Raw genomic sequence first — 24,556 nt, 5'->3', positions numbered from 1 at the left:
CGGTACATCCACATGGGGCAGCCACGTTCGGAACGCGGTCTCGGCATTGCCCTCGTCGTCGCCGCCGCGGTTGCCTGGAGCACGGCGCCGTTCTTTACGCGGCTGCTGCCGTTCGATCCCTGGACCATCCTGTTCTGGCGCGGCCTGTTTGGCGGCAGTCTCATCACGGTGTTTCTCGTCCTGATGCAGGGGCGCGGTGCGCTCCGGCAATTGGTGGAGCCGGGGCGCAGCGGCCTGCTCGTCGCCTCGTTGTCGACGATCGGCATGGTCTCCTTCATCCCCGCGCTTCAGATGACCAAGGTGATGAACGTCGCCGTGCTGATCGCCACGCAACCGTTTGTCGCTGCGGCGCTTGCATGGCTGTGGCTCGGTGAAGCCGCGACATGGCGGACGCTGGTCGCGAGTCTCGTCGCCTTCGCCGGCGTGGCCATCACGGTCGGCGGCATCGCGGCGGGAGCCGATATCGGCGGCGTCGCGCTCGGCTGTCTGATGGTGCTCGCCATTTCGGCCATGACGGTCGTCGTTCGGCGCCACAGGGAGACGTCGATGGTGGCGGCAGCTGCACTCTCGAACTTCCTGGGAAGCCTCGTCAGTCTTCCGTTCGCGCACGACATCGTCCATGTCGGCGGCAACAATCTCGCGATCCTCGCGATGTTCGGCTGCCTTCAAGTCGCGCTCGGCCTGACCTTCTACATGCTCGGCTCACGTCTGCTGCCGTCGGGGCAAGCCTCCCTGATCGCGACGCTGGAAACGCCTCTGATGCCGTTCTGGATCTGGGTCGCCTTCCGCGACGTGCCTGCCGTCCATGCGCTCATTGGCGGAGCTTTGGTGATGGGCGCGGTCGTTGCCGATGTCGTCGGGGACACCCGAAAGCGCGAGGAGGAATGAACGCGCGATGTTCACATTTTTTGGTTTATTCGCCGATCCGATAAGTGATCTGCCGCGCCAGATATCCGGGGTTTGGCCAGACCTCAAATTGATCGAGCTGCAAAAGCCCATCTTGGCGATTGCGGGCCGCTTTGGCGAAGATCGTTATGTGCCATCTGACGAAGACATCCCGGAAGGTATCGTGTTGGCAACGGAACGGCTCTCCAGTCGGATCTCGTCCGCTCGTTTCTTGCTTCTCCGGACCGAGTGTTGGGGCGGGGACTGCGCAAACTGGGGGCAGATCATCCGGGATGGGCGCACCGCATTTCAAGCCGATGGAGATGGAGCGCTTCGTCGCCTGATAGGATACTGGGGCGTAGATATCGGTCCGCGCGAGATATTCGAGCCTTTGAGTAGAAGCTTCAATTGGGGATAGGCGTTTTACGCGTGAGAACCGCCATCTGATCGGAAATCGGGTGGCTATTGTCGTGTCTCCATTGTAGGCGGCGGCCTCACCGACCGAAGTGAGACGCCATGCCTGCGAAAGATAACCGGATCGACGCGCGAGACTGGTCGCTGCTCGCGCTGCTCTCCGTCCTCTGGGGCGGCTCGTTCTTCTTCAATGGCGCGGCCTTGCGGGAATTGCCGCCGCTGACGCTGGTGCTTTTGCGCGTCGCGCTCGGTGCGGCCATTCTGCTGCCGCTGCTCCGCATGCAGGGCATCGGCCTTCCCAGGGGGACGGCCGGCTGGAAGGCGTTCGTCGCAATCGGTCTGCTCAACAACGTCATCCCGTTCTCGCTGATCGTGATCGGCCAGACCTTCATCCCGAGCGGGCTCGCCTCGATCCTGAATGCCACCACGCCGCTGTTCACGGTGCTCGTCATGGCCGCGGCTGGCGAGGAGGCGCTGCAGATGCGGCGAGTCGCCGGCGTGGTTCTGGGCGTCGTCGGCGTTGTCATCCTGCGTGGATGGGGCATCGAGACGCGGCCGGGGCAGGGGCTCGGCATCCTGCTTTGCCTGGGCGGGGCCCTCAGCTACGGTTTTGCGGCACTGGCCGCGCGGCGGCTGTTGAAGGACTCTCCGCCGCTTGGCACCGCAACATTCCAACTGATGGCATCGACGGTCATGATGGCCATCGTCGCCGGTGCGATGGAGCAGCCGTGGCATCTGCCGATGCCGGGCGTCGCGACCTGGCTCGCGGTGCTCGGCCTCGCCGCGCTTTCAACGGCGCTGGCCTACATCGTGTTCTTTCAGATCATCCGGCGCTCGGGCGCAACCAACGTCATGCTGGTGACGCTGCTCATTCCCGTCACCGCCATCCTGCTGGGCTGGCTGGTGCTGGGCGAGCCGATCTCCGCGCGCGAGATTGCGGGGGCGATCGTCATCGGCAGCGCGTTGCTGGTGATTGACGGGCGCGTGCTCGGCTTGCTGCGTCGCGTCGCGTAAGTTCCGTACCAACGTTTCACCGCGCGGAAAATCGTGGCGCTTGCCAGCCGCTATCCTCCTTGCGACACTCTCTGCAAAACAAGACTACAAAATAGGGGAGAGAACGATGCCGGGTCGTTGCAAGAATCTCGCTGCCCTCGCCATGCTTGTTGCCGGAGCGCTCGCCGCGACACCGGCCTCGGCGCAGAAGGGATACGACCCCGGCGCTTCCGACACCGAAATCAAGATTGGCAACATCATGCCCTATAGCGGGCCGGCGTCGTCCTATGGCGTGATCGGCAAGACCGAGGCCGCCTTCTTCAAGATGATCAACGACCAGGGCGGCATCAACGGCCGCAAGATCAATTTCATCAGCTATGACGACGCCTATTCGCCGCCGAAGGCGATCGAGCAGGCGCGCAAGCTGGTCGAGAGCGACGATGTCCTCCTGATCTTCCAGTCGCTCGGCACGCCCTCGAACTCCGCGATCATGAAGTACATGAACGCGAAGAAGGTGCCGCAGCTCTTCGTCGCCTCCGGCGGCACCAAGTTCGGCGACCCCAGGAGTTTCCCGTGGACCATGGGTTTCCAGCCCAACTACCAGAGCGAAGGGCGGATCTACGCAAAATACATCCGCGACAATTTTCCGAACGGCAAGATCGCGGTGTTCTGGCAGAACGACGATGCCGGCAAGGACCAGTTCAAGGGCCTGAAGGACGGGCTCGGCGACAAGGCGAGCATGATCATCGCCGACAAATCCTACGAGGTCAGCGATCCCTCGATCGACTCGCAGATCGTCGCCCTGCACGATTCCGGCGCCGACATCTTCTTCTCCTGGGCCGCGCCGAAGGGCTCGGCGCAGGCGATCCGGAAAGTCGGCGAGCTCGGCTGGAAGCCGAAATTCTTTCTCGCCAACACCGCAACCTCGGTCGCCTCGGTGCTCAAGCCCGCCGGGCTCGAATACGCCAAGGACATCATCTCGACGGTCTATCTGAAGGACCCGACCGATCCGACCTGGGACAAGGATCCCGCCGTGATCAAATGGCGCGCGTTCATGGACAAGTATTACCCCGACGGCGACAAGGCCAACGCCAACAACATCTATGGCTATGTGCAGGCCGAGGCGATGGCCCAGGTCCTGAAGCAATGCGGCGACAATCTCACCCGCGAGAACGTCATGAAGCAGGCCGCCAACCTGAAGAACTTCCACACCGACCTGATGCTGCCGGGCATCATGGTCAACACCTCGCCCGACGATTACTTCCCGATCGAGCAGATGCAGCTGATGCGCTTCAACGGGCAGGCCTGGGAATTGTTCGGCGACGTCATCACCGGCGAGGTCGGCCACGAGCGCAGCCAGTAGCTACGCCGGGCTGCTAGCCTTCGCCTTCAGGACCATGCCGCCGGCAACGCCGACGCCGAGCACATACATCCAGCCCTCGTGGAAATCGAACAAATGCGAGTTGAGCAGCGAGCTCGCGATGTTCTGCACGACAGCGGCGAGGCCGATCCAGGCGGCAAGGCCTTCGCCGAGGAACAGGCAAAGATGGGCGATCCACATGGTGTAGAGGAGGACGACGCCCAACAGGCCCCATTGCATCGCGACGTTGAGTGTCTGGTTGTGCGGATTGCTGACGATTTCCGCGGTGAGGCTGCTTTCGCTCGTGGCGGCGCGCTCGAACTGGCGCTTGATCGAGCCAGTGCCGTGGCCGATCAGGGGCGCTTCGGCGAAGGCATGAAGCGCCTTGCGCCAATAGGTCAGCCGCTGCGCGGTGGAGGCGCGGCTGATGTCCTCGTGGCCGTGGTGGTATTCGATCGCGACGTCGGTGATGCGCTGACGTAGATAGGGCGACGTCGTCCAGGCCAGCGCACTCGCGGCGACTGCGCCTGCGAGCAGGACCAGCGCCGCCCGGTGGCTTAGATGTTTCCAGGCGAACAGGGCCAGCAGCACCGCGATGCAGAGCAGGGCGGTGCGCGCAGAGGCGACGAACACCATGTTGGTGACGAACAGCAGGATCAGTGCCAGGCAGAGGGTCGCCGCGACCGCGCGTCCGCCGCGCCAGAAGGTCAGTACCGGCAGCGCAAGCGCAAAGGCGCACAGCGTGAACTCCTGGCTCTGGTCGATGTAGTTCTTGACGGGAACGCCTGATGACGCCGTGGCCGTGATCTTCCAGCCCGGGTTGAGCAGCACGATCCAGGAGAACGCGGCAAGCAGCGCGCAGGAGGCGAGAAAGGCGATGCAGACGTGCAAGCCGCGCTCCGACCGGCTGAAATGATAGAGCAGCGGCGGAATCAGCACGAGCTTTGCGACTGGCTTGATCGCATGCAGCCGGTCCGCCCAGGCCCCCTCCGACCACAGCGTGCCGAGAAGTGCGAGCAGCAGGAGCGCGAAGGGCAGGGCAAACGCCGGGCGCGTGAGCTCGCGCGCATAGTCGCGCCAGGCGATGGTCGGCGTCACCGCGAGCAGCCAGAGTCCGACGAAGATCGAAGGCGCCGTTGTCGACCATGGCAGCGACGCCGCGATCAGGATGACGAGCACATCTGCCGCCCGGAGCAGCGCGGCCGGGTTGCGCCAGCTCTGCCATCCCTTCCGGCCGCCCTGCTGGTCGGCAGGACCGGACCACATCGCGGATTCGGCCGTCATCCGTACGATGCGACTGGCGCGGCGACGAGCCTTTCCGCGGGCAGCTGGCGGCCGAGGAAATCGCGGGCCTGGGTCTCGTAGCCGAAACGGTCGGCGAGCTCGTGGCGCCGCGCCCGGATTTTGCCGCGCCACTCCTCCTGCCGCGTCAGCACGCGGGTGACGGAGGCTGCGATCGAATCCGTCGAGTACGGGTCGAAATAGTCGGCAAGCTCGCCCGCGACCTCGCGGAAGACTGCGATGTCCGAGCACAGCACCGGCGTGTTCGCGGCCAGCGCCTCGATGATCGGCACGCCGAAACCTTCGGCAAGGCTCGGCATGATCAGGCCGTGCGCCTCCGCGATCAAGGCGGCCTTCTCGTGCTCGTCGACATAGCCGGCGAAGCGGACGTTTTGCGGGAGGTTGCGCATCCGGCTGATCTCGCCGGCATAGCCGATCACGACGAGTTCGGCCTGGGGCACGCCACGGAAGGCGCGGATGACGGCGGCGATGTTCTTGCGCGGCTCGTTCGAGACGATGACGACGAAGCTCGGCCGCCCCGGACGCCCCGACGGGGCTGGAAGGTGCAGGACATCCGGGGCGTCGAACCGGGTGCGGGGATACACGACCCGCGCCGGTAGGTGCGCAAATTGCGGCAACAGTTCCCTGAACCGCATCATGCTGTAGTTTGAAACGAAGGCGAGCTCGTCGGCCTGGCGCAGGCTGGTGCGGATTCGCGCCAGGAACTGCCGCGTGGCGATGTCGCTGAGCTTGAGATCGGTGAGCGGCAACAGGTCGTGGACGACGCAGATCACCTTGGCATCCGGCCTGCGCTTGATCGCCACGCGGGTCGGCGTATCGACGACGATCACGTCGTAGTCGCGCGCGTCGATCCGCGGCGGTGGCAGCAGGAAGAAGGCCGAGGAGTCCTGGTAGTTGAAGAATCCGGGCTCGAGCTGAAACTCGCCGAACAGCTCGAGATGGCTCAGATCAGGCGGAATGTATTCGAGCGCGGCGGGCCGGTTCTCGATCAGTCGCGCATTCAGGCCACGCAGGCCGATCGCGCGCAGGAGGCAGAGGATGTTGTCCCGCGACAGCAACATGCCGACCCTGTGGCGGAGCCAGTCGAACTTGCGGCGCGTGCCGCTGAGCGTCACCGGCCCGCTCACGTTGATCTCGTCAAGGAAGCGGTAGAGAGCCAGCAGCTCGATGTTGCGTGCCTGCGCCGCGAACAGCTTCGTGCGCCGCTCGCGCCGGCACAGCTTGCGATAGCGCTTCGAGGTCTCCACCAGCAGCGTGAGCTCGTGCCCCTCCGAGGCGAGCGAACGGACCAGCTCGCGGGTGAAATGGAAGATGCCGCGCTTGTGGTTGGGTTGTCCGAGCGACTCGGAGACGACGAGGATGTTCTGTTTCATGCGCGTTTCTCGCGGAGCTCAAAGGTGTGCGTTGCCGGCGGCTCGACACTGACGGTCGAGGCGACGCGGCCGTGATCGAGGTTGATGATGCTGGTGCAGGTGCGGCGCAGCAGCGGCTGATCGTGCGAGGCGATGATCACGATCGCCGCCTGCGACACCATGTTCAGCAGCCGCTCCTGCGCCTTCTCCGCAAAGTGCTCGTCGACGACGCTGAGCCATTCGTCGAGCAGCAGGATGTCGGCCGGAAAGGCGGTCGCGGTCGCAAACAGCACCCGCATCAGCATTCCCGAGGAGAACATCCTTAGGGGCAGCCGCTGCATGCGGGGCTCGAGCTCGGTGAAGGCCCAGATCTCGTCGATCACCGCGCGGGTCGGCTTGCGGCCGCTGATCCGCAGCAGCAGCGCGATGTTGTCCTCCGCCACGAAATCGAGGTTGACGCCGGCGTTGAGGCCGAGCAGGGGCACGACGTTGCCCTGCAGCGCGATGCTGCCGCTGCTCGCCGGATAGACGCCGGCGATCAGCCGCAGCAGAGTCGACTTGCCGGAGCCATTGGGGCCGGCGAGCCCGATGCGGGCGCCCGCTTCGGCCTCGATCGTGACATCGTCGACGGCCCGGATCATCCGCATCTCGCCCGGCTCGCGGACGAGGTGCCCGAGCAGCCGCCGCTTCAGCGAGAAGTCGTAGGCACCGTAGAGCGGATAGTCGAGACAGACGTTGCGAAGACTGACCGAGACCATGCGTCAGATCCAGAATGCGGCTTTGCGCAGGTGGACCAGCGTCAGCGCGCTCGCAAAGACCAGGAGCGCCAGCGCGACGAGGACGTAGACGATGCTGACGGGATCGACAGCGCCGCCCGCCAGCGGCTCGCGCCACACCGCGAACAGATGCGTCAGCGGATTGAGCCGCATCACGGTCGAGCGGTGGTTGATCATGTCGGACGACCAGATCACCGGCGAGGCGAGAAAGGCGAGCATCAGCGTGGATTCGATGATCGGCTTGAGGTCGCGATAGCGCGTCGCCATGGCGCCGAGAACGAGGCTCAGGGCGAAGGTGCAGGCCACGAACAGCAGCAGGCCGGGCAGCGCCGCCAGCGCGTGAGAGAGGTCGTGGGGCGAGAAGGCGAGCCACAGCAGCAGCGGAACACAGGCGTTGTGGAGTGCGAACAGCGCCTGACGGAACGTGCATTGCAGCAGGAAGATGACGGGCGGCAGCGCCCGGTCGCGGATCAGGCTCGCGGAGTTCTGCAGCGCCGTGGTCGCGTCCAGCACCACGCCGTTGAGGAAGGTCCAGGCCGTCATCGACAGCGCCAGCATCGGCAGGCGCGCCAGCATGCTGGTGTTCGACATCTGGCCGATCACCGAGCCCAGCACCACGACCACGATCGCCATCTGGAGCGACATCCAGAACGGGCCGAGCAACGAGCGCACGTAGCGGTGCCGCATGTCGGACCAGGCCAGCGCCGCCGCGATTCGGACCGTGTCCAGCCAGCCGGTCGCCTGCGGCGGCTCGGTAGTCGTCGATCGCTCCTCGCTGGAGGCGGCGACGGCGTTGCGGTAGACGGTCTCCATGCCCTGCTTGAAGGCCGTGGCCGAATAGCGGGAGAGGGCGCGCGTGCGCGCCGCAAGTCCCATGTGGCGGCGCCGCTCGGGATCGCGGATCAGGGTGTCGATGGCCTCACCCAGCTTCTCGGCATCGCCCGGCGGCACGGTGATCGCTTCGATGCCGTGGCGGGCGACGCGCGGCACCGCCGTGTCGAGCGCCGTATTCACGACCGGGCGGCCGGCAGCCATGGCCTCGAGCTGGACGAGGCCGAAGGTCTCGGCATTGGTCACTGACGGCATCACGAAGACGTCGGCGAGGCACATCAGCTTGATGCGCTCGCAATCGCTGACCGAGCCGATCAGGCGAACGCGGTCACCGAGGCCGAGCTCCTCGATCAACTGCTCGAGCCGCGGCCGCTCGACTCCCTCGCCGATGATCCAGGTCTCGAAATTGTGCGCAGCCGCGGCGCGGATGAGCACGTCGAAGCCCTTGTAGGGAACGAGCCGCCCGCAGGCGAGCACGAGTCGGCCGCGGTCGTTGATGTGGTGTGGCTCGATCTTCGGCCAGTCATAGCCCGAGGTGTCGATGCCGAATGGCACGACGTGGCATTTGTCCTCGAATTCGCGCAGCAGCGGCGTGTTGTCGACCAGCACGTGGTCCGAGACGATGATCGCCTTGGCGCGTCGCAACGTCCGCCGCATCAGCGGCTGGATGAACCAGCGCAGGCCGGCATGGGTGACGATGTCGGCGTGCCAATGCACGACCAGCGGCCGCTTGGCGCCGAATCCGAAGGCGAAGACGAGGTCCGCCAGCGGGAAGGGGGCGTGGAGCGCAAGCAGATCGTGCTCGGCGATCTTGCGCCAGAGACGCCAGGGATAGGTCGGAGCGGCGGGCAGCGACAATATGTTGCCGAACGAGCGCACGCGCTCGACCGGCACGTCGTTGACGACGATCTCGCGCCGCTCGGCCGATTGCGAACAGACCAGTACGGCGGAGGCGAAGGCTTCCTTCAGGCTCGCGCAGATGTCGCGGATCACCGTGAGCGTGCCGCCGAACAGGTCGGGATAGTAGATCTTGAAGATGTGCAGCACCGACGGACGGCGCGGGGGTTCGCTGGTGCGATGCATGGTCGGGGTCAGCCTGCGAGAAGCGCTGCGACGAACGGTGCGGCCAGCACCGAGATGAAGATCACGCCGCGCAGCAGCGCAGGCAGCATCGGCTCGATTGCGCCGTGCCCCCAATCGGGAACCGGCACAGCACGCGGTGAACTGGAAATGCGGACCAAGCGGTCAGCCATCGGTTTAAGTCCCTCTACGTCGCGCCCTCAGTGGCGTCCGGTATATGTGGGAAAATTTACCACGTCAATCCGCAATCAGGAAAAAGTGGGATTGTGTCCCACGTCATGGATCGCTACAATTCGGACATGAATGCCAAGTCCGGGTCGAAAGCAGCGGCTCCGCAGCCGAATGCCGCCGCGAAGCTGCACGCGCCGCTGGCGCGGCTGCTGCGCCCGCTGGTGCGGCTCTGCATCCGCAGCGGCATGACCTTTCCGGCGCTGGCGCAATTGCTTCGCGAGCTCTTCGTCAACGTCGCCGAGCACGATTTCGCGCTGGAAGGAAAGGAGCAGACCGACAGCCGCGTCAGCCTGCTCACCGGCATCCACCGCAAGGAGGTGGCGCGGCTGCGCGGCGCGGGCGCGCCCGTGCACGAGGCGCCGGCGGCGGTGTCGCTGACCAGCGCCGTGATCGCGCGCTGGCTCGCCGCGCCCGAGTTCACCGACGCGAAGGGCGAGCCGCTGGCGCTGCCGCGCAACGCCGAGGGCGATGCGCCGTCATTCGAGCAGCTCGTCGCCTCCGTCACCAAGGACGTGCGCCCACGCGCGGTGCTCGACGAATGGATCGACCGCAAGCTCGTCACGATCAACGAAGCCGACGAGATCGAGCTGGTCGAGGCCGCGTTCGTCCCGAGCGGCGAGGACGACAGCAAGTGGCACTATCTCGGCCGCAATCTGCACGACCACATCGCGGCCGCCGCGCAGAACGTCTCGGATGGGCCGCGCTTCCTCGAACGCGCGGTGCACTACAACAACATCTCGCCCAAGCTGGCGCGGCGTCTCGAGGCGCGTTCGCGCGAGCTCGCCATGGACGCGCTGAAGACCGCCAACCGCGAGGCCAACCGCGCGCTCGCCAAGGACAAGGGCGGTGACGCCCGCTGGAATTTCGGCATCTACATCTACAGCGAGGACGCCGACGAGCAGGGCGAGACGAAGGAAGGCGGCAAGGACGGTGCAAAGGACGCCGGCAAAGAGGGCGGTTCATGAGCCGGCCGCCGCTGATCTCCCGCCGTCTGCTGCTGATGGGATTCTGGCTCGCCGGCACGGCGATGGCCCGCGCGCAGGTCAAGCGCGGCACCGATCAGGGCATCGGCGGCACTGGAATCACCCGCGGTGATGATCACGGCATCGGCGGCACCGGCATCGTCGGCGTGATCCAGCGCTTCGGCAGCATCTACGTCAACGGCGAGCGCGTGACCTATGCCAGCGACGTCCCGGTCCGCATCGACGGCGAGCCGGCCAGCACGAATGCGCTGCGCATCGGCCAGCTCGCGCGCGTGGTCGCGACGCGCCAGGCCGACGGCACGCTGGTCACGCGCAACATCGCGATCGCGAGCGAGGTCGCAGGGCCGGTCGAGCAGGTGAAGGGTAACGAGCTGACGGTGCTCGGCCAGAAGGTCGTCACGGGCGACAAGGAGAGCAAGCTCCGTGCGGGCGCGCAGGTCGCGGTCTTTGGTCTGCGCCGCACCGACGGCGTCATCGTCGCTAGCCTCGTCGAACCCCGGCGCGATGCGGCCTCGCGCGTCACGGGCCTCGTCGAGCGTGGGCCCGATGGTCTACGTATCGGCGGGCTCAAGCTGAACGGCGTCGATCCGCTGCTGGTCGGCCAGCGCGTCCAGATCGAGGGCAGCGCCAGCCAGGGCACGATGCAGGCCGCGCGCACGCGGATCGACGATTTCTCGGATCTCGTCGGAGCGAGCCGGCTGTCGATCGAGGCTTATGTGCAGCGGTCGGGCGCCAACCTCCAGCTTGGCTCGGGGCTGATCGCCCGTGACGGCTCGCGCTTCGGGCCGGCGGCGGGCGAAGCGCGCATGGTGGTCAACGGCGTGTTCGATCGCTCGCGCGGCCTCCAGCTCGATTCGGCCCAGGCGGTCAGTCAATTCCCGGGCGCGCCGCGGCAGGCGCCCGGTGGCACTGGGAGTCCCAACCGCTCGCCCGGTGGCTCGATCCTGCATCCGAACAGCGGCACGCCGAATCCGACCGGTGGTCAGCCCGGTGCCCCCGGTGCGCCTGCGCCGGGATCGCCCCCCGGTGCGAATCCCGGCTCTGCGCCATCAGGGCCGAGTGGTCCGTCAGGTCCCGGCGGTTTTGGCGCGCCCGGTGGCAACCCGATGGGACCCGGCGGAATGGGTGGCGGTGGCTTCGGAGGTCCCGGCGGCGGAATGGGCGGCCGCCGCTAAAGGTACCGAGGTTGGTCGCAGTGCGTGGTGATCCGCGTTTCATGATCTGCTTCCATCACCGGGCGGCGCTTGGCTCGCCGTTCGCTCCGAGTCCGGACCGATCTGGTTTCACCGCGTCATCGCCCGTCGCCGCGGAATGGTCAGCCGCAAGCAGAATGTAGAACGCCGGCACCACGAACAGCGTGAACAGCGTGCCGATCGAAAGTCCGGAGGCGATGACCAGCCCCATGTTGAAGCGCGAGGCTGCGCCGGCGCCGGATGCGGTGATCAACGGCATCACGCCGATCACCATGGCCGCGGTCGTCATCAGGATCGGGCGCAGCCGGATCGCGGTCGCTTCGATGACGGCCTCGCGCTTGGAGCGGCCGGCATGCTGCAATTCGTTGGCGAATTCGACGATGAGAATGCCGTGCTTGCTGATCAGGCCCATCAGCGTCACGAGGCCGACCTCGGTGTAGATATTGAGGCTCGCGCCCTTGATGCCCAGCATGATGAAGATCAGCGCGCCGGCAATCGACATCGGCACCGAGACCAGGATGATCAGGGGATCGCGGAAACTCTCGAACTGCGCCGACAGCGCCAGGAAGATGATGATCAGGGCAAATCCGAAGGTGGCGGCGAAACCGGATGATTCCTGGATGAACTGCCGCGACTGCCCGCCATAGTCGATGGTGTAGCCTTTGGGCAGCGTGCGGTCCGCGATCTCCTTCAGCGTCGCGAGCGCTTCTCCGGTGATCACACCAGGCATGGCCACGCCGGAAATGGTGGCGGCATTGATCTGCTGGAAATGGTTCAGCGATTGCGGAACCGTGGTCGTTTTCAGCGACGCTACCGTCGACAGCGGAACAGACGTGCCGTCCGAGGTCTTGATGTAGTAATTCAGCACCTGATCGGCGTTCAGTCGCTGGCGCTGCTCGACCTGGGGAATGACCTTGTAGGAACGGCCGTCCAGGCCGAAATAGTTGACATAGCCGCCGCCCAGCATGTTGCCGAGCGCGCCGCCGACATCGCTGAGCTTCAGCCCAAGCTGTGCGGTCTTTTCGCGATCGATCACCACCGAGGTTTGCGGCTGGTCGACCTTCAGGTCGTTGTCGAGGAAGATGAACTTGCCGCTTTTCAGGGCCTCTGCGGTGAACGCCTTCGCGATGCCGTCGAGCCGGTCGAACGGGTCCGTGGTCTGGATCACGAATTGGATCGGCAGGCCGCTCGCCCCGGGCAGCGGCGGCAATTGGAACGCCACGATCTTGGCGCCGGCAATCCCCGTCATCTCCTGCTGAAGCACCGGTTGTAGTTCCGCCGCCGTCTTGTCGCGTTTGTCCCACGGCTTGAGCACCCAGCCCGCAATCGAGCTGCCGGTGAGATCGAGCTGAAACACGCCCGCGGTTTCGGCATAGGCGGAGATGCGCCGGTAAACCTCGGCGGAATACAGCAGCTTCTGCTGCAGCGTTGCGTTCGGTGCCAGCGTCGACTGCATCAGGATCGCACCCTGATCCTCCTCCGGCGCCAGCTCATTCTTGGAGTTCGTATAGAGCCAGTAGATGCTGCTCAAGATCAAGGCGGCGAACACGACCGTGACCGGAATTGTAGTCAGGCTGGCGGCGAGCAGGCGCCGATATCGATGTTGCAACGTGTCCATCCGCGCATCGATGAACGCGACGATGCGGTCGTCGAGCGTCGGCTTTCCGGTCTTCGGCGGCTTGAGGATGAAGGCGCAGCACATCGGCGTGAGCGTCAATGCGATGACGGCCGACACCGCAACGGCGCCAGCAAGCGTAAAGGCGAATTCGGTGAAGAGCGCTCCGGTCAGGCCGCCCTGAAATCCGATCGGCACGTAGACCGCGATCAGCACGACGGTCATGGCCACGATAGGACCTGAAAGTTCCCGTGCGGCGATGATCGCCGCCTGCAACGGCTCTGTGCCCTCGGCCAGATGCCGGTTGACGTTCTCGACGACGATGATGGCGTCATCGACCACGAGACCGATTGCGAGCACCAGCGCCAGCAGCGTCAGGAGGTTGATCGAGAAGCCGAGCGCCAGCAGCATGGTGAAGGTGCCGACCAGCGACAGCGGTATGGCGATCACGGGAATCAGCACTGAACGCCATGAGCCGAGGAACAGGAACACCACCACGGTGACGATCAGAAGAGCTTCGAGCAAGGTATGGATCACCTCGTCGATGGAGCTGTTCACGAATTCGGTGGAATCGTAGATGATCTCGGAATTCAGCCCCTCCGGCTGCTGCGCCTTGATGTCGGGATAGACGGCGCGGACGCCTTTGATGACGTCGAGGAGGTTGGCGTTTGGCGCCACCTGGATGCCGATATAGACCGCGCGCTTGCCGTTGAATCCGACCGACGATTCGTAATCCTCGGACCCCAGCGTGACATTCGCGACGTCGGACAGCTTGACGTTGGAGACGCCGGCCTGCTTGACCACGAGGTCGCGAAACTCCTGCAACGACTTCAGATTGGTCGCGGCCGTCAGGTTGACCTGCACCATCTGGCCCTTGGTGGTGCCAAGCCCGGCGATGTAGTCGTTGCCGGACAGCGCGGTCGATACATCGGACGCGGTCAGCCCGTACGCCGCAAGCTTGATCGGATCGAGCCAGGCGCGTAGCGCGAAAGTCTTGTTGCCGAGCAGTTCAGCGGTCTGCACGCCGGGCACGGCCTGCAGTTTGGGTTGCACCACACGGATCAGATAGTCGGTGATCTGGTTTGGCGCCAGCACGTCGCTGCTGAAGCCGAGATACATGGCATCGATGGTCTGACCGACCTTGACCGTCAGCACCGGCTGCTGGACGCCGCTCGGAAGCTGATTGAGCACCGAGTTCACCTTGGTATTGATCTCGGTCAGCGCCTTGCCGGAATCGAAGTTGAGCCGCAGGTTGACCGTGATGGTCGAGGTGCTGGGCCGGCTGCTCGACGTCATGTAGTCGATGCCATTGGCCTGGGCGATGGCATTTTCGAGCGGCGTGGTGATGAATCCTGCGACGATCGCCGGATCGGCGCCGTAGTACGTCGTCGTGACGGTGACGATCGCATTCTGTGTTCGCGGATATTGCAGGATGGGCAGCGAAGTCATCGACTTCAGACCCAGCACCAGGATCATCAGGCTGACGACGATGGCAAGCACCGGCCGGCGAATGAAGATGTCGGTAAAGGACACGTTCTGCCTCCTCAGTGATCGGCGGGGGCGGGATTGGGATCGTTCGCCAGGGGAATGGAGTTGTCGACCTTCAGCAGGGTGCCGTTGCGCAGCTTGATCTGGCCTGCGGTGACGACGGTTGCGTCCCGATCGAGACCCGAGATCACGGCCACCTGATCGCCACGGGTGGCGCCGGTCTTGATGAAGGTCTGGCGGGCCACCAAACCCTGCTTGCCCGGTGCCTCGCTCTTGACGGCGAGGAACACCGACTCGCCATACGTGTTGTAGACGATGGCGGTCTGCGGCAGCGTGAGATAGCTCGCAGTTTGGCCGACGCGCACATCGATCCGTGCGAACATGCCGGGCAGGAGCTTGCGGTCCGTATTGTCAAAAAGTGCGCGGACCTGAACGTTGCGGCTGGCTTGATCAACCTTGGAGTTGAACGCTTGCACGACGCCCTTGAAGCTGAGGTCCGGAAAGGCGTCGACGCGCGCCACGACCGTCTGTCCGACCTTGACCTGATCGATCGCCTGCTGCGGCAGGGTGAAATCGACGAAGAGACGGTCGAGAGCCTGCAGGGTGACGATGGTGGTGCCCGCGGTCAGATATTGGCCGACATCGACCTGACGCACACCGAGACGGCCGGCGAACGGCGCCCGTAATGTCTTTTGATCCACCAGCGCACGCTGTTGAGCGACCAGGGCCAGCGCGTTGCGCTCGTTCACGGCGTCGCTGTCGACGGTGGCCTGGCTCACCGCATTGATCTTGAGCTGGCCCTGGTCGCGCCGCAACGTGATGCCGTAGCCGTCGGCGGTGGCCTGGAGCGATTGCAGCTTGGCGACGTCGTCCTCCATCCGCAGATCGAGCAAGGCGTCGCCGGCGGCGACGTCCTTGCCGGATTCGAAATGAATGCTGTCGACGATGCCGGGCTGTTGCAGCGAGAGATCGGCGCCGTTCACGGCGCGAAATGTGCCGATGGCGGTCAATGCCGACTGCCAGTCGCTGAACTGCGCAGCGGTCGTCGACACCGTCTGGGGCGGATCGGCGAGCGAGGCCATGACCTGACTGATCATGCCGGCGCGGAAATTAACGAACCAGGCGAGGGCGGCAAACACCGCACCGACGACACACAGCATGATGGTCATGCGCTTGAACATGGCTTTGAGCTTTCGCATCAGTTGGCTGGCGGGGGCGGTGGTGCCGGCAGGGCCCCGGCGGGAACGAATATCGCGGCAATGCCCGCGGGCCTTACCTCGGCTGCGGGAGTCTCATCGACGCGATTCCACCAGCCGCCGCCGAGGGCCTGGTAAAGCGCCACGGTGTCGGCATAGCGCGAGGCCTGCGCCTTCACACGGTTGAGCCGCGCCGTCAGCAACGTCTGTTCGGCGTTGATGACGGTGATGAACGTGGTGGAGCCGGCCTTGAACTGGGCCTGGGACATTTTCAGGCTTTCGGCTGAGGTTTTCTCAGCCTCGACCTGGGCCCTCAGCAGCGCAGCGTCCGACTGGATCGCGCGGAGCGCGTCGGCCACGTTCTGGAATGCGGTGATCACGGTCGAGCGATACTTCGCGGCGGACTGTTCCGTCGCCGCGACCTTGGACTCCTTGGTGTGGAACAGGTTGCCGGCGTCGAAGATCGGTCCCGTGACACTCGCGGCCACGCTCCAGGCGGCTGACTGCGGGCCGTAAAGTCCTGACAGCGCCAATGCCGAACTGCCCCCCGAGGCCGACAGCGTGACGTTCGGAAGCATGTTGGCAGTGGCAACGCCGACATTGGCGCTGGCCTGATGCACCTGGCTTTCCGCCGCACGGATGTCCGGGCGCTGCCGCACCAGCAGCGACGGGACGCTGACCGGAAGGTCGCGCGGCAGGCGCAGATTCGCCAGCGGGACCGTCTCACCTTTGTCCTGGCTCGGCAGCCGGCCGAGATAGGCCATCAGCTGGTTACGGTTTTGCGCGCGCGACTTCTGCAACGGCGGAAGGGTCGCGACGGTCTGTGCGAGCTGGGCCTTCTGGGTCAGGACGTCGCTGTTGGAGACGGCGCCGAGTGCGAATTGCTGTTCGAGCAGCGCGACCAGCTGACGCTGCCCCTCGATCTGCTCCTCGGTGACGCGGATCTGAGCCGCGTAGGAGGCATCGCTGATCGCCGTCGTCACGACATTCGCGGTCAGCGTCAGGTAGGTCGCTTCGAGTTGGAAGCGCTGGTATTCGGCATAGGCGAGGTCGGCTTCGATCCCGCGCGCCTTGCCCCCGAAGATGTCGGGCGTAAACGAAACCGGCACCGACGTCTTGTAGAGGGTGTAGGGAGACGACGAGCCGGCCTGTCCGGACTCTGCCGCGGGCACCTGACTGCGAGTCGCACTGTCGCTCCCGGTGATCGACGGCAGCAGCGCGCTAGTGTCGGCTGCCGCGACTTCGCGGGCCTGGCGGAGCGCTGCTTGCGCGGCGGCAAGATCAGGGTGGTTGTCGATCGATTCGCGGACAAAGGCTGCGATCTGCCGTGAGCGAAACACCTGCCACCAGACTGCCGGCACGTCCGAGCCGCTCACGAAGCGTTGCGCTGTGCCGCCGGGGCCGCCCGCGGCCGGGGTCGCGGGCAGTCCGTCCGCCGTGTAGCCGTTGACCGCCGGCGCAGCTGGCGTTTCGAAATCCGGGCCGACCGCACAGCCGCCCAAGGAGATCGTGGCCTGAACCAGAGGAATTAAGCCGCCTATGCGGAGAAATGTTCTGAACGACATCCGGGCCCTGGAGAAAACTGAACCGTTCAGTACTTGTCGGGGTCGCGGGGTCTTGTCAATGGTACTGAACTGTTTAGTTTTATGACAACCGTGTGAGTGCTATGGCGCCTGGGCCACGTCCGGACTGCCTCATTGTTCTTTCAAGTTGTTGATGCGCGGTCATTGTGCACCTCGATACCGACCACACCGATTCTCGAGCCGACGGAGAGCTGACATTGATCGACACGATCGCCCCTGCTGCTCCTGAGCAGTCGAGCGTACCGGCGGGCCGCAAGATGGACATCGTCACCCGTGCGGCGTGGCAGATGTTTCTCGACCAGGGATTTTCCGCGACCAGCATGGACGCCATCGCGAAAGCCGCTGGCGTCTCGAAGGCCACGCTCTATGCGTACTTTCCGAGCAAGGAGGCCTTGTTCGCTTCTTTAATCGTTGCGGAGTGTGAGAGCCTGCAACGCGACTTGCCGCTGCCCCAGCTGTCGGCTGGATTGTCCGAGGCGCTGCGCGCATTCGCCAAGCAGTACCTGAGCGCCTTCATTCATGGAAAGGACTTCGCTTTCGTCCGCATCATCGCCAACGAGAGTGGCCGGTTTCCCGTGCTCGCCCGGCTCTTCTATGAAAGCGGACCGCAGGCGACGATTCGGCGACTATCCGGATTTCTCGAGGAAGCCAGGGCCCAGAAGCTGCTCGAATTCGACGATCCGATGGAAGCCGCCACGCAATTCCTGTCGCTGATCCGCGGCGAACTGCCACTGATGATTGTCCTCGGCCTCAGTGAACTCACCGAAAAAGCGGTCGAGGAGGGAATCGAGGCTGGGCTCAAATTCTTCCTGAAGGCGTGCCAGCCTCGTGTCTGATGCGTGTTCGCACGGTAGAGCCCGGACCTAGCCCGCGCTGAGGCGCACGCCGGCGCGCAAAAATTTCTGCGGATCGACCGCTTCGCCGTCGATGCGGGTCTCATAGTGCAGATGCGGACCGGTGGAACGGCCGGTCGAGCCGACGAGACCGACGACCTGGCCGATCTTCACGATCTCGCCGACCTTGACGTTGATCTCGGAGAGATGGCCGTAGCGGGTCGAGAGCCCGTTGCCGTGGTCGACCTCGATCATGCGGCCGTAGCCGCCGGACCAGCCCGCCGAGACCACCTTGCCATAGGCGGTGGCGCGGACGGGATCGCCGGTCGCGGCGCGGAAGTCGAGGCCGGTGTGCATCGCGGGCCGGCCCAGGAAGGGATCGCTGCGCACGCCGAAACCGGAGGTGAACTCGACCTCGCCGATGACGGGCTTGCGATACGGCACCAGCGCCAGCGTGCGGTTGAGCCTGTCCATCTCGGCACGGGTCGTGTTGATGCGATTGAGCTGCTTCTCGAACGGCCCGGCGTTGGCCGTCAGCTTGACCGGGACGAACGGTCCGCCCATCGCGCTGCGCGGCACGGCGGCTTCGAGACTGGCGAGGTTGAGGCCGAGATCGCTGACGACGCCGCGCATCCGGCGCATGCGCGAATCCATGCCTTCCTCGACAGCGCTGAGGGCTGCCATCTGGCGGCGTTCGACCTGATCGAGCGAGGTGGTGAGGCGAACCAGGACGTTGTCGAAACCCTGGTTCTTGGCGAACTGGCTGGTTGGCGGAGCCAGGGTGGCGGGGGCGCGCGATTCGAGTCGCGCTTCACGATCCGGCGGAGCCACGAAGATCACGGTGTCGCTGATCGGCGACGGTTTTGGCGTGGCCTGGGTCGCGCTCTGACCGGCGTCGCCACGCTGCGGCGCCGCGCGGGGGATCGATCCGGTCACGTCAGGCATGGCGCCCAGCGCCGTCGCCCGGGACTCCAGCGCCGTCTGCCGCTTCATGATCTGGTCGAGCTTCTGGTCGAACTGCTCCTGGTCGAGCAGCTGGCGGCTGGTGGTGCGATCGACCTTGGCGCGCAGCTCGGCGATGCGGTCCTCATAGGCGTACTGCATCTCGGCCTGGCGGGCGATCAGCCGGGTCAGGACGTCGTCGCGAAAAGCGAAATAGGTGGCGGTCGCGGCCGACCACAGGCCGAGCAGCACGACCGTGCCGACCACGATCCAGAACACGACCGGACCGAGGCGCACCTGCTTGCCGTGATGGACGATGGTGTAGGCGTCGTCGGCGTCGGGAAGGGGGATCGCGGCGGCCGCTGCGACAGCGACGGGACGCCGATGGAAGGCCCGTCCGTGGTCGTGGGGATGATGCTGGGGGTACTGCGAATATTGGGCAGAACTTTTCGACATCGGCACTCCCGGCGCCGGTCGGATGGGTTCCTTGCGGCCTAATTGCCGCAGCAATCTGGGCCGGTCATGGTTAATTTTCCGGAAACGGAACCGCTAGAACTTAACGGGCTGGTTAAAGACTTCTTGCCGCTTCCAGCACCTGGTCGGCATGGCCGTCGACCCGGACGTTGCGCCAGACCCTGGCCACTTTGCCATCGCTTCCGACCAGTACCGTGGTACGAAGAATCCCGAGGAAGCTCTTGCCGTACATGGATTTTTCGCCCCACGCGCCATAAGCCTCCAGCATCTCGTGCTTCTCGTCCGAGATCAGGGGGACGCCGAGGCTGTGCTTGTCACGGAACTTCTCCTGGGCCTTTAACGAATCCGCGGAGACGCCGAGCACGGCGGTGCCGGCGTCGGCGAAGGCACCTGCAAGGCGCGTGAAGTCGATGGCTTCCCGGGTGCAGCCGGGAGTGTCGGCGCGGGGATAGAAGAACAGGACGAGCTTCCGGCCGGCATAGTCCGACAGCGTCGCCACACCGCCGCCATCGCGGGGCAGGCGGAAGGCGGGCGCCTTCTGACCTTCGGTCAGCTTCGCCGCAGAGGTCGATTTGGAGGAATTTAACTGTTTCGATGCGGCCCCATGCGATGCTGTCTTTGCTATGGTCGCGGTTGATTTGCTGGCCGGTGCCCGCTGTGTTTTCGCGGCCTTTGTTTGAGTTGTTGCCCTGGTTTTCGGGGCCTTCTTTTTAGCTGTTGCACTGCCGGAGGGCGTTTTGGACGATTTCTTTCGGGATTTCTTGGACATACGCCTTCCTTTCGACGCTTTCGACGGGTCAACCGAAGCGGTATTGCAGCTCTCGTCCGGTGTGCCGGAATCGCGCCCTTGGCTGGGCAAGTCTGACGACGCCGGAGTATGGTTACAAGGAATTCCACGCACCACCCCACTGCTCGTTGAACGCGCTCCCGGGGCGAAATGACGAACAGCAGGAATATTCGAGGTATGGCGGCAGTGCCGGCGCAGGGGGCTTCGCGTCCCGTGGACGGCTGCGGTCCCGGCGGCGCTCAATCTTACGATGGGCGCCTGTATCGAGAGGCAATGGCAAGGAATACGTCGCCCCAGGATTACAATCGGGATTTCGATCGGCGCGGCGGCCAACCTGAGCCGCAGGAATGGGACGAGGCCGACTGGGATCCGGATCAGGAAGCGGCGGCGGGCCATCGGGCGCGCCGGCTGTTGTCGCGTTCCAATTCGGGCCTCCATCGCTTTGGTGACGGATTCGGGTCGCTGCCGCGCTGGCTGGGCGGCGGTCGCTGGCTGAAGCGGCTGGCCGTCGTCGTCGGCGCGCTCATCGTCATCTTCGTCGGTTGTTTCGGCGCGCTGTGGTGGCGGCTCGGCGCCGGCCCCATCAATCTCGACATCGCGACGCCCTGGCTTGCCGCCGCCATCGAGGACAATATCGGCCACGGCAACACGGTCGAGGTCGGCGGCACCCAGATCGAGCGCGCCGGGCGGGTCCGTATCGCCGTGCGCATCCGCGACATCATCGTGCGTGACCGCGACCATGCCATCGTCGCCAGCGCCCCGAAGGCCGAGGTGAGGCTGTCGGGTGCCGCCCTGCTGATGGGGCATTTGCGTGCGGAAAGCCTCAATCTCGTCGATGCCGAGCTCGCGATCCGCATCGCACCCGACGGCACCGTCACGGTCTCGGCCGGCGACACCGCAAAACCGCTGGCAACCGGCGTTGCCTCCAAGAAGGATGCGGGCCTGCCGCCGACGTTTCCGCGCAACGGCGTTCCGCCGCCGCCATTCGCCACGGCGCCGGCGGGCCAGGATCCATCTCAAGCCGCATCGCAAGGCGCGCCTCAGGCGAGCGCACAGAGCGGGATCCTCCAGGGCCTCGACTGGCTCGACAGTCTGAGCATGACCGGCCTCGACGGTCAGAATCTCAACGAGATCGGTCTGAAGAACGGCAATCTGATCGTCGACGATCAGCAGCGCGGCAGCAAATGGAGCTTTGAGAACATCACGCTCAGCCTGCGCCGGCCGAGCCACGGCGGCGTCGCGCTCAGCCTCGGCGAGGAGGGCGCGCGGCCTTGGATGCTGCGCGCCACGATCGGTCCCGCCGAGAATGGCGTGCGCTCGGTCGACATCAAGGCCGACAAGGTCTCGACCTCCAACATCCTCCTCGCGCTGCGGGTGAAGGATCTCACCTATACCGCCGATTTGCCGCTGACCGGCGAGCTCAAGGGCGAGCTCGGCCGCGACGGTGTGCCGACCTTCTTCCGCGGCAAGATCGCGGTCGGCGCGGGCAACATCATCGACACCGACACGCCCGACTATCCGATGGCGATCGATTCCGCCGAGATCAACGTCGAATGGGACGCCAATCGGCGGGTGCTGGTGGCCCCCTTCAAGATCCTCTCCGGCGCCAACCGCCTGACGCTTCTGGCCCATGTCGAGCCGCCCAACGGCAACATCAACGACTGGCAGCTCGGCTTCAGCGGCGGATCGATCCTTCTTGGCGGCATCGACAACGAGCCGCCGCTCGTCTTCAACCGCATCGCGATCGGCTTCCGCTTCGACACCGACCACAAGCGCCTGTTGCTGACGCAGGCCGATGTCTCCAACGGCGAGATCGGCGTCGCCGGCACCGGCGCCATCGACTATTCGGGCGAGCCGCGGCTCACGCTTGGCTTTGCGGGAACGCCGATGTCGGCCTCCGCGCTCAAGCGGATGTGGCCGACGCTGATCGTCCCCGAATTGCGTGAATGGGTGATCGAACGGATCGAGCGCGGCACGCTGCAGCGCATCGAGATCGGCATCAACTCGCCGGTCAAGAACCTTCCACGCAAGGGACCGCCGATCCCCGACGACGGCCTGTCGGTCAACATCGTCGCGAGCGGCGTCGCAGTCCGCCCGGTGGACGGCATGCCTGTCGTGCGCGATGCCGACCTCAAGGCGCGCGTGACCGGACGCACGGCGACGGTGAATATCGGGCAGGGCATTGCCGACACGCCGGCCGGTCGCAAGATCACGATCTCCGACTTCACCTTCGAGGTGCCCGACATGGCGCCCAAGCCGTCGCCCTCGCGCACCAGGTTCCGTGTCGACGGTCCGGTGCCTGCGGCGGCCGAAATGCTCTCGAACGATCGCCTGAGCGATCTGTCGGCCACCGTGGTCGATCCCAACACCAGCAAGGGTACGTTCTCGGCGAGCATCCAGCTCGGCATGCCGGTCAAGGGCGAATTGACCAAGGCCGACACGACCTACGCCGTGACCGCCGATCTCAACGGCTTTGCGGCCGACAAGCTGGTGATGAACCAGAAGCTCGAGGCCAACAATCTGAAGATCGTCGCCAATAACCAGGGCTACCAGGTCAAGGGCGACGTCAAGATCAACGGGCAGGCCGCCTCGCTCGACTATCGCAAGCAGGCCGAGGGCGATGCTGACGTCAGATTGCAGGCGACGCTGGACGATGCGAGCCGCGCGCGTCTCGGCTTCGATCTCAGCCCCGCCGTCAGCGGCTCGCTGCCAATCAAGCTGTCGGGCAAGATCGCGAGCAGCGCGGACCAGACGACCAAGCTCGGCGTCGAGGCCGACCTGACCTCGGTCAAGCTCGACAATATCCTGCCCGGCTGGGTCAAGCTGCCGGGCAAGTCCGGCAAGGCCAGCTTCAAGGTGGTGCCGACGGCGCAGTCGACCCGCTTCGAGGACATCGTCATCGAAGGCGGCGGCGCCTCGATCAAGGGCTCGCTCGAGGTCGATCCGAATGGCGACCTCGTGAACGCGAACTTCCCGACCTACGCGCCGTCCGACGGCGACAAGGCGTCGTTGAAGGTCGAGCGCAGCCAGGATGGCGTGGTGCGCGGCACCATGCGCGGCGACGTGTTCGATGGCCGCGGCTTCCTGAAGTCGGCGATCTCAGGCAATTCCAAGGACGACAAGAGCAAGCTGAAGAACGTCGATTTCGACATCGACGTGAAGCTCGGTGCGGTCGCGGGGTTCAACGGCGAGGCGATGCGCAGCGTCGATGCCAAGATGTCCAAGCGCAGCGGCGCCATCAAGGCTTTCACGCTGAGCGGCAAGATCGGCCGCGACACGCCCGTTGCGGCTGATCTGCGCGGCGGCCGTGCCCAGGGCAATCGCGAGGTGATCTACCTCCAGACCAACGATGCCGGCGCGCTGCTGCGCTTCACCGACACCTACACCAAGGCGGTCGGCGGTCAGATGGTGGTGGCGATGGAGCCGCCGACGTCGGAGCCGAACACCTCGCGCGAGGGCCTCATCAACGTGCGCGACTTCACCGTGAAGGGCGAGGCGCAGCTCGAGCGCGTCGCCGCGGGCGCGCCCAACGGCACCGGCAACGGCGTCTCCTTCAGTGCGCTCCGCGCCGAGTTCACCCGGCAGAACGGCGCGCTCACGATCCGCGACGGCGTGGTCAAGGGCCCGATGATCGGCGCCACCATCGAAGGCTCGATCGACTATCCCGGCAACCAGGTGTGCATGAGCGGCACCTTCGTGCCGATGTACGGCGTCAACAACATCTTCGGCCAGATTCCGCTGTTCGGCATCTTCCTCGGCGGCGGCAACAATGAGGGCCTGATCGGCGTCACCTATGAGGTTGTCGGCACGCCGGCCGCGCCCGTGATGCGCGTCAATCCGATCTCGGCGATGGCGCCCGGCCTGTTCCGCAAGATCTTCGAGTTCAACACCGGCAAGCAGAACTCGCCGTTCGAGGAATTCCCGTCGCAGTCCAGCGACGGCTCGACCGGCTCGACGCGTCAGCTGTCGAGCGGCTGTAACCTCGCGCGGCGATAGAAGCGGGGGACGTTGTAGTTCGTCCCCTACGCCGCGCGCACACCCTTCAGGAACGTCCCGACTTCGCCGGAGAGCTGCTCGGCCTGCTTGGAGAGGTTGGAGGCGGCGGCGAGCACCATGCCGGCGGCGTTGCCGGTCTCGTTGGCGGCGGTCGAGACGCCGCCAATATTGGTGGTGACCTCCTTGGTCGCCTCTGCCGTCTGCGAGACGCTGCGGGCGATCTCGGCGGTGGCGGCGCCTTG

General features: G+C 65.3%; 18 protein-coding genes and 1 pseudogene. 8 read left to right on the top strand and 11 right to left on the bottom strand.

All coding sequences use genetic code 11. The features are described 5' to 3' along the window. Positions 1-12 precede the first annotated feature (12 nt). From XH79_RS25390 to XH79_RS25375, 4 genes are all read left to right on the top strand, one after another. Positions 13-888, top strand: a complete 876-nt coding sequence (locus XH79_RS25390) for a DMT family transporter (protein ID WP_271583359.1) — start codon at positions 13-15, stop codon at positions 886-888. A gap of 7 nt (positions 889-895) precedes the next feature. After that, positions 896-1,303, top strand: coding sequence for a hypothetical protein (locus XH79_RS25385; RefSeq protein ID WP_271583358.1), 408 nt, complete (start codon positions 896-898; stop codon positions 1,301-1,303). Between the two features lie 98 nt (positions 1,304-1,401). Continuing rightward, positions 1,402-2,313: a DMT family transporter gene (locus tag XH79_RS25380; protein WP_271583357.1), complete on the top strand. Its 912-nt coding sequence runs from the start codon at positions 1,402-1,404 to the stop codon at positions 2,311-2,313. Between the two features lie 106 nt (positions 2,314-2,419). Next, positions 2,420-3,655, top strand: coding sequence for an ABC transporter substrate-binding protein (locus XH79_RS25375; protein WP_212336910.1), 1,236 nt, complete (start codon positions 2,420-2,422; stop codon positions 3,653-3,655). Here the strand turns inward: XH79_RS25375 and XH79_RS25370 are convergent, their stop codons facing one another. The 5 genes from XH79_RS25370 to XH79_RS25350 are packed head-to-tail and all read right to left on the bottom strand — an operon-like array spanning position 3,656 to position 9,166. After that, positions 3,656-4,936: an O-antigen ligase family protein gene (locus tag XH79_RS25370; RefSeq protein ID WP_271583356.1), complete on the bottom strand. Its 1,281-nt coding sequence runs from the start codon at positions 4,934-4,936 to the stop codon at positions 3,656-3,658. It abuts the gene before it with no gap. Next, entirely contained in the window at positions 4,933-6,327 is a 1,395-nt protein-coding gene (locus tag XH79_RS25365; protein WP_271583355.1) for a glycosyltransferase family 4 protein, read from the bottom strand. Before XH79_RS25365 ends, XH79_RS25370 begins: the two co-directional genes overlap by 4 nt. Continuing rightward, positions 6,324-7,064 (bottom strand): ABC transporter ATP-binding protein, encoded by a 741-nt coding sequence (locus XH79_RS25360; RefSeq protein ID WP_271583354.1) that lies wholly within the window; start codon positions 7,062-7,064, stop codon positions 6,324-6,326. Before XH79_RS25360 ends, XH79_RS25365 begins: the two co-directional genes overlap by 4 nt. 3 nt (positions 7,065-7,067) lie before the next feature. Further along, the gene (locus tag XH79_RS25355; protein ID WP_212336902.1) at positions 7,068-8,996 is read right to left on the bottom strand and encodes a glycosyltransferase; all 1,929 of its coding nucleotides are present in this window, start codon (positions 8,994-8,996) and stop codon (positions 7,068-7,070) included. A gap of 8 nt (positions 8,997-9,004) precedes the next feature. Further along, positions 9,005-9,166, bottom strand: coding sequence for a hypothetical protein (locus XH79_RS25350; protein WP_271583353.1), 162 nt, complete (start codon positions 9,164-9,166; stop codon positions 9,005-9,007). Between the two features lie 126 nt (positions 9,167-9,292). On the opposite strand from XH79_RS25350, the gene XH79_RS25345 reads away from it, so the two are divergent. Together XH79_RS25345 and XH79_RS25340 are read left to right on the top strand one after the other, a co-directional pair. Beyond that, on the top strand, positions 9,293-10,189 hold the full coding sequence (locus XH79_RS25345) for a DUF6502 family protein (RefSeq protein WP_271583547.1): 897 nt from the start codon (positions 9,293-9,295) through the stop codon (positions 10,187-10,189). Then, positions 10,186-11,382, top strand: coding sequence for a DUF5666 domain-containing protein (locus XH79_RS25340; protein ID WP_212336898.1), 1,197 nt, complete (start codon positions 10,186-10,188; stop codon positions 11,380-11,382). Before XH79_RS25345 ends, XH79_RS25340 begins: the two co-directional genes overlap by 4 nt. A 55-nt stretch (positions 11,383-11,437) precedes the next feature. On the opposite strand, the gene XH79_RS25335 is transcribed toward XH79_RS25340, so the two are convergent. The 3 genes from XH79_RS25335 to XH79_RS25325 are packed head-to-tail and all read right to left on the bottom strand — an operon-like array spanning position 11,438 to position 17,201. Further along, the gene (locus XH79_RS25335; protein ID WP_271583352.1) at positions 11,438-14,548 is read right to left on the bottom strand and encodes an efflux RND transporter permease subunit; all 3,111 of its coding nucleotides are present in this window, start codon (positions 14,546-14,548) and stop codon (positions 11,438-11,440) included. 11 nt (positions 14,549-14,559) lie between these two features. After that, positions 14,560-15,684 carry an efflux RND transporter periplasmic adaptor subunit gene (locus tag XH79_RS25330; protein WP_271583546.1) on the bottom strand — a complete coding sequence of 375 codons (1,125 nt, stop codon included), beginning with the start codon at positions 15,682-15,684 and terminating at the stop codon, positions 14,560-14,562. Between the two features lie 17 nt (positions 15,685-15,701). Then, on the bottom strand, positions 15,702-17,201 hold the full coding sequence (locus XH79_RS25325) for an efflux transporter outer membrane subunit (RefSeq protein ID WP_271583351.1): 1,500 nt from the start codon (positions 17,199-17,201) through the stop codon (positions 15,702-15,704). A 278-nt stretch (positions 17,202-17,479) separates the two neighbouring features. Here XH79_RS25325 and XH79_RS25320 point away from each other — a divergent pair, with 278 nt between their 5' ends. Then, positions 17,480-18,118, top strand: a complete 639-nt coding sequence (locus tag XH79_RS25320; protein ID WP_212336895.1) for a TetR/AcrR family transcriptional regulator — start codon at positions 17,480-17,482, stop codon at positions 18,116-18,118. A gap of 27 nt (positions 18,119-18,145) precedes the next feature. On the opposite strand, the gene XH79_RS25315 is transcribed toward XH79_RS25320, so the two are convergent. Further along, the gene (locus XH79_RS25315) at positions 18,146-19,513 is read right to left on the bottom strand and encodes a peptidoglycan DD-metalloendopeptidase family protein (protein ID WP_271583350.1); all 1,368 of its coding nucleotides are present in this window, start codon (positions 19,511-19,513) and stop codon (positions 18,146-18,148) included. A gap of 112 nt (positions 19,514-19,625) precedes the next feature. Further along, positions 19,626-20,300: a peroxiredoxin gene (locus tag XH79_RS25310; RefSeq protein ID WP_212336893.1), complete on the bottom strand. Its 675-nt coding sequence runs from the start codon at positions 20,298-20,300 to the stop codon at positions 19,626-19,628. A 195-nt stretch (positions 20,301-20,495) separates the two neighbouring features. Between XH79_RS25310 and XH79_RS25305 the strand changes: the two genes are divergently transcribed. Beyond that, positions 20,496-24,314, top strand: a complete 3,819-nt coding sequence (locus XH79_RS25305) for a YhdP family protein (protein WP_271583349.1) — start codon at positions 20,496-20,498, stop codon at positions 24,312-24,314. A gap of 26 nt (positions 24,315-24,340) precedes the next feature. On the opposite strand, the pseudogene XH79_RS25300 reads toward XH79_RS25305, so the two are convergent. Then, positions 24,341-24,556 (bottom strand): annotated as a pseudogene (locus tag XH79_RS25300) (methyl-accepting chemotaxis protein); the annotation flags it as partial.

It is taken from the genome of Bradyrhizobium sp. CCBAU 45389, from assembly GCF_028128625.1.
Lineage (GTDB): Bacteria > Pseudomonadota > Alphaproteobacteria > Rhizobiales > Xanthobacteraceae > Bradyrhizobium > Bradyrhizobium liaoningense_B.
Note: the sequence above shows the minus strand (reverse complement) of the source record. Positions and strands in the feature narration are given on the sequence as shown.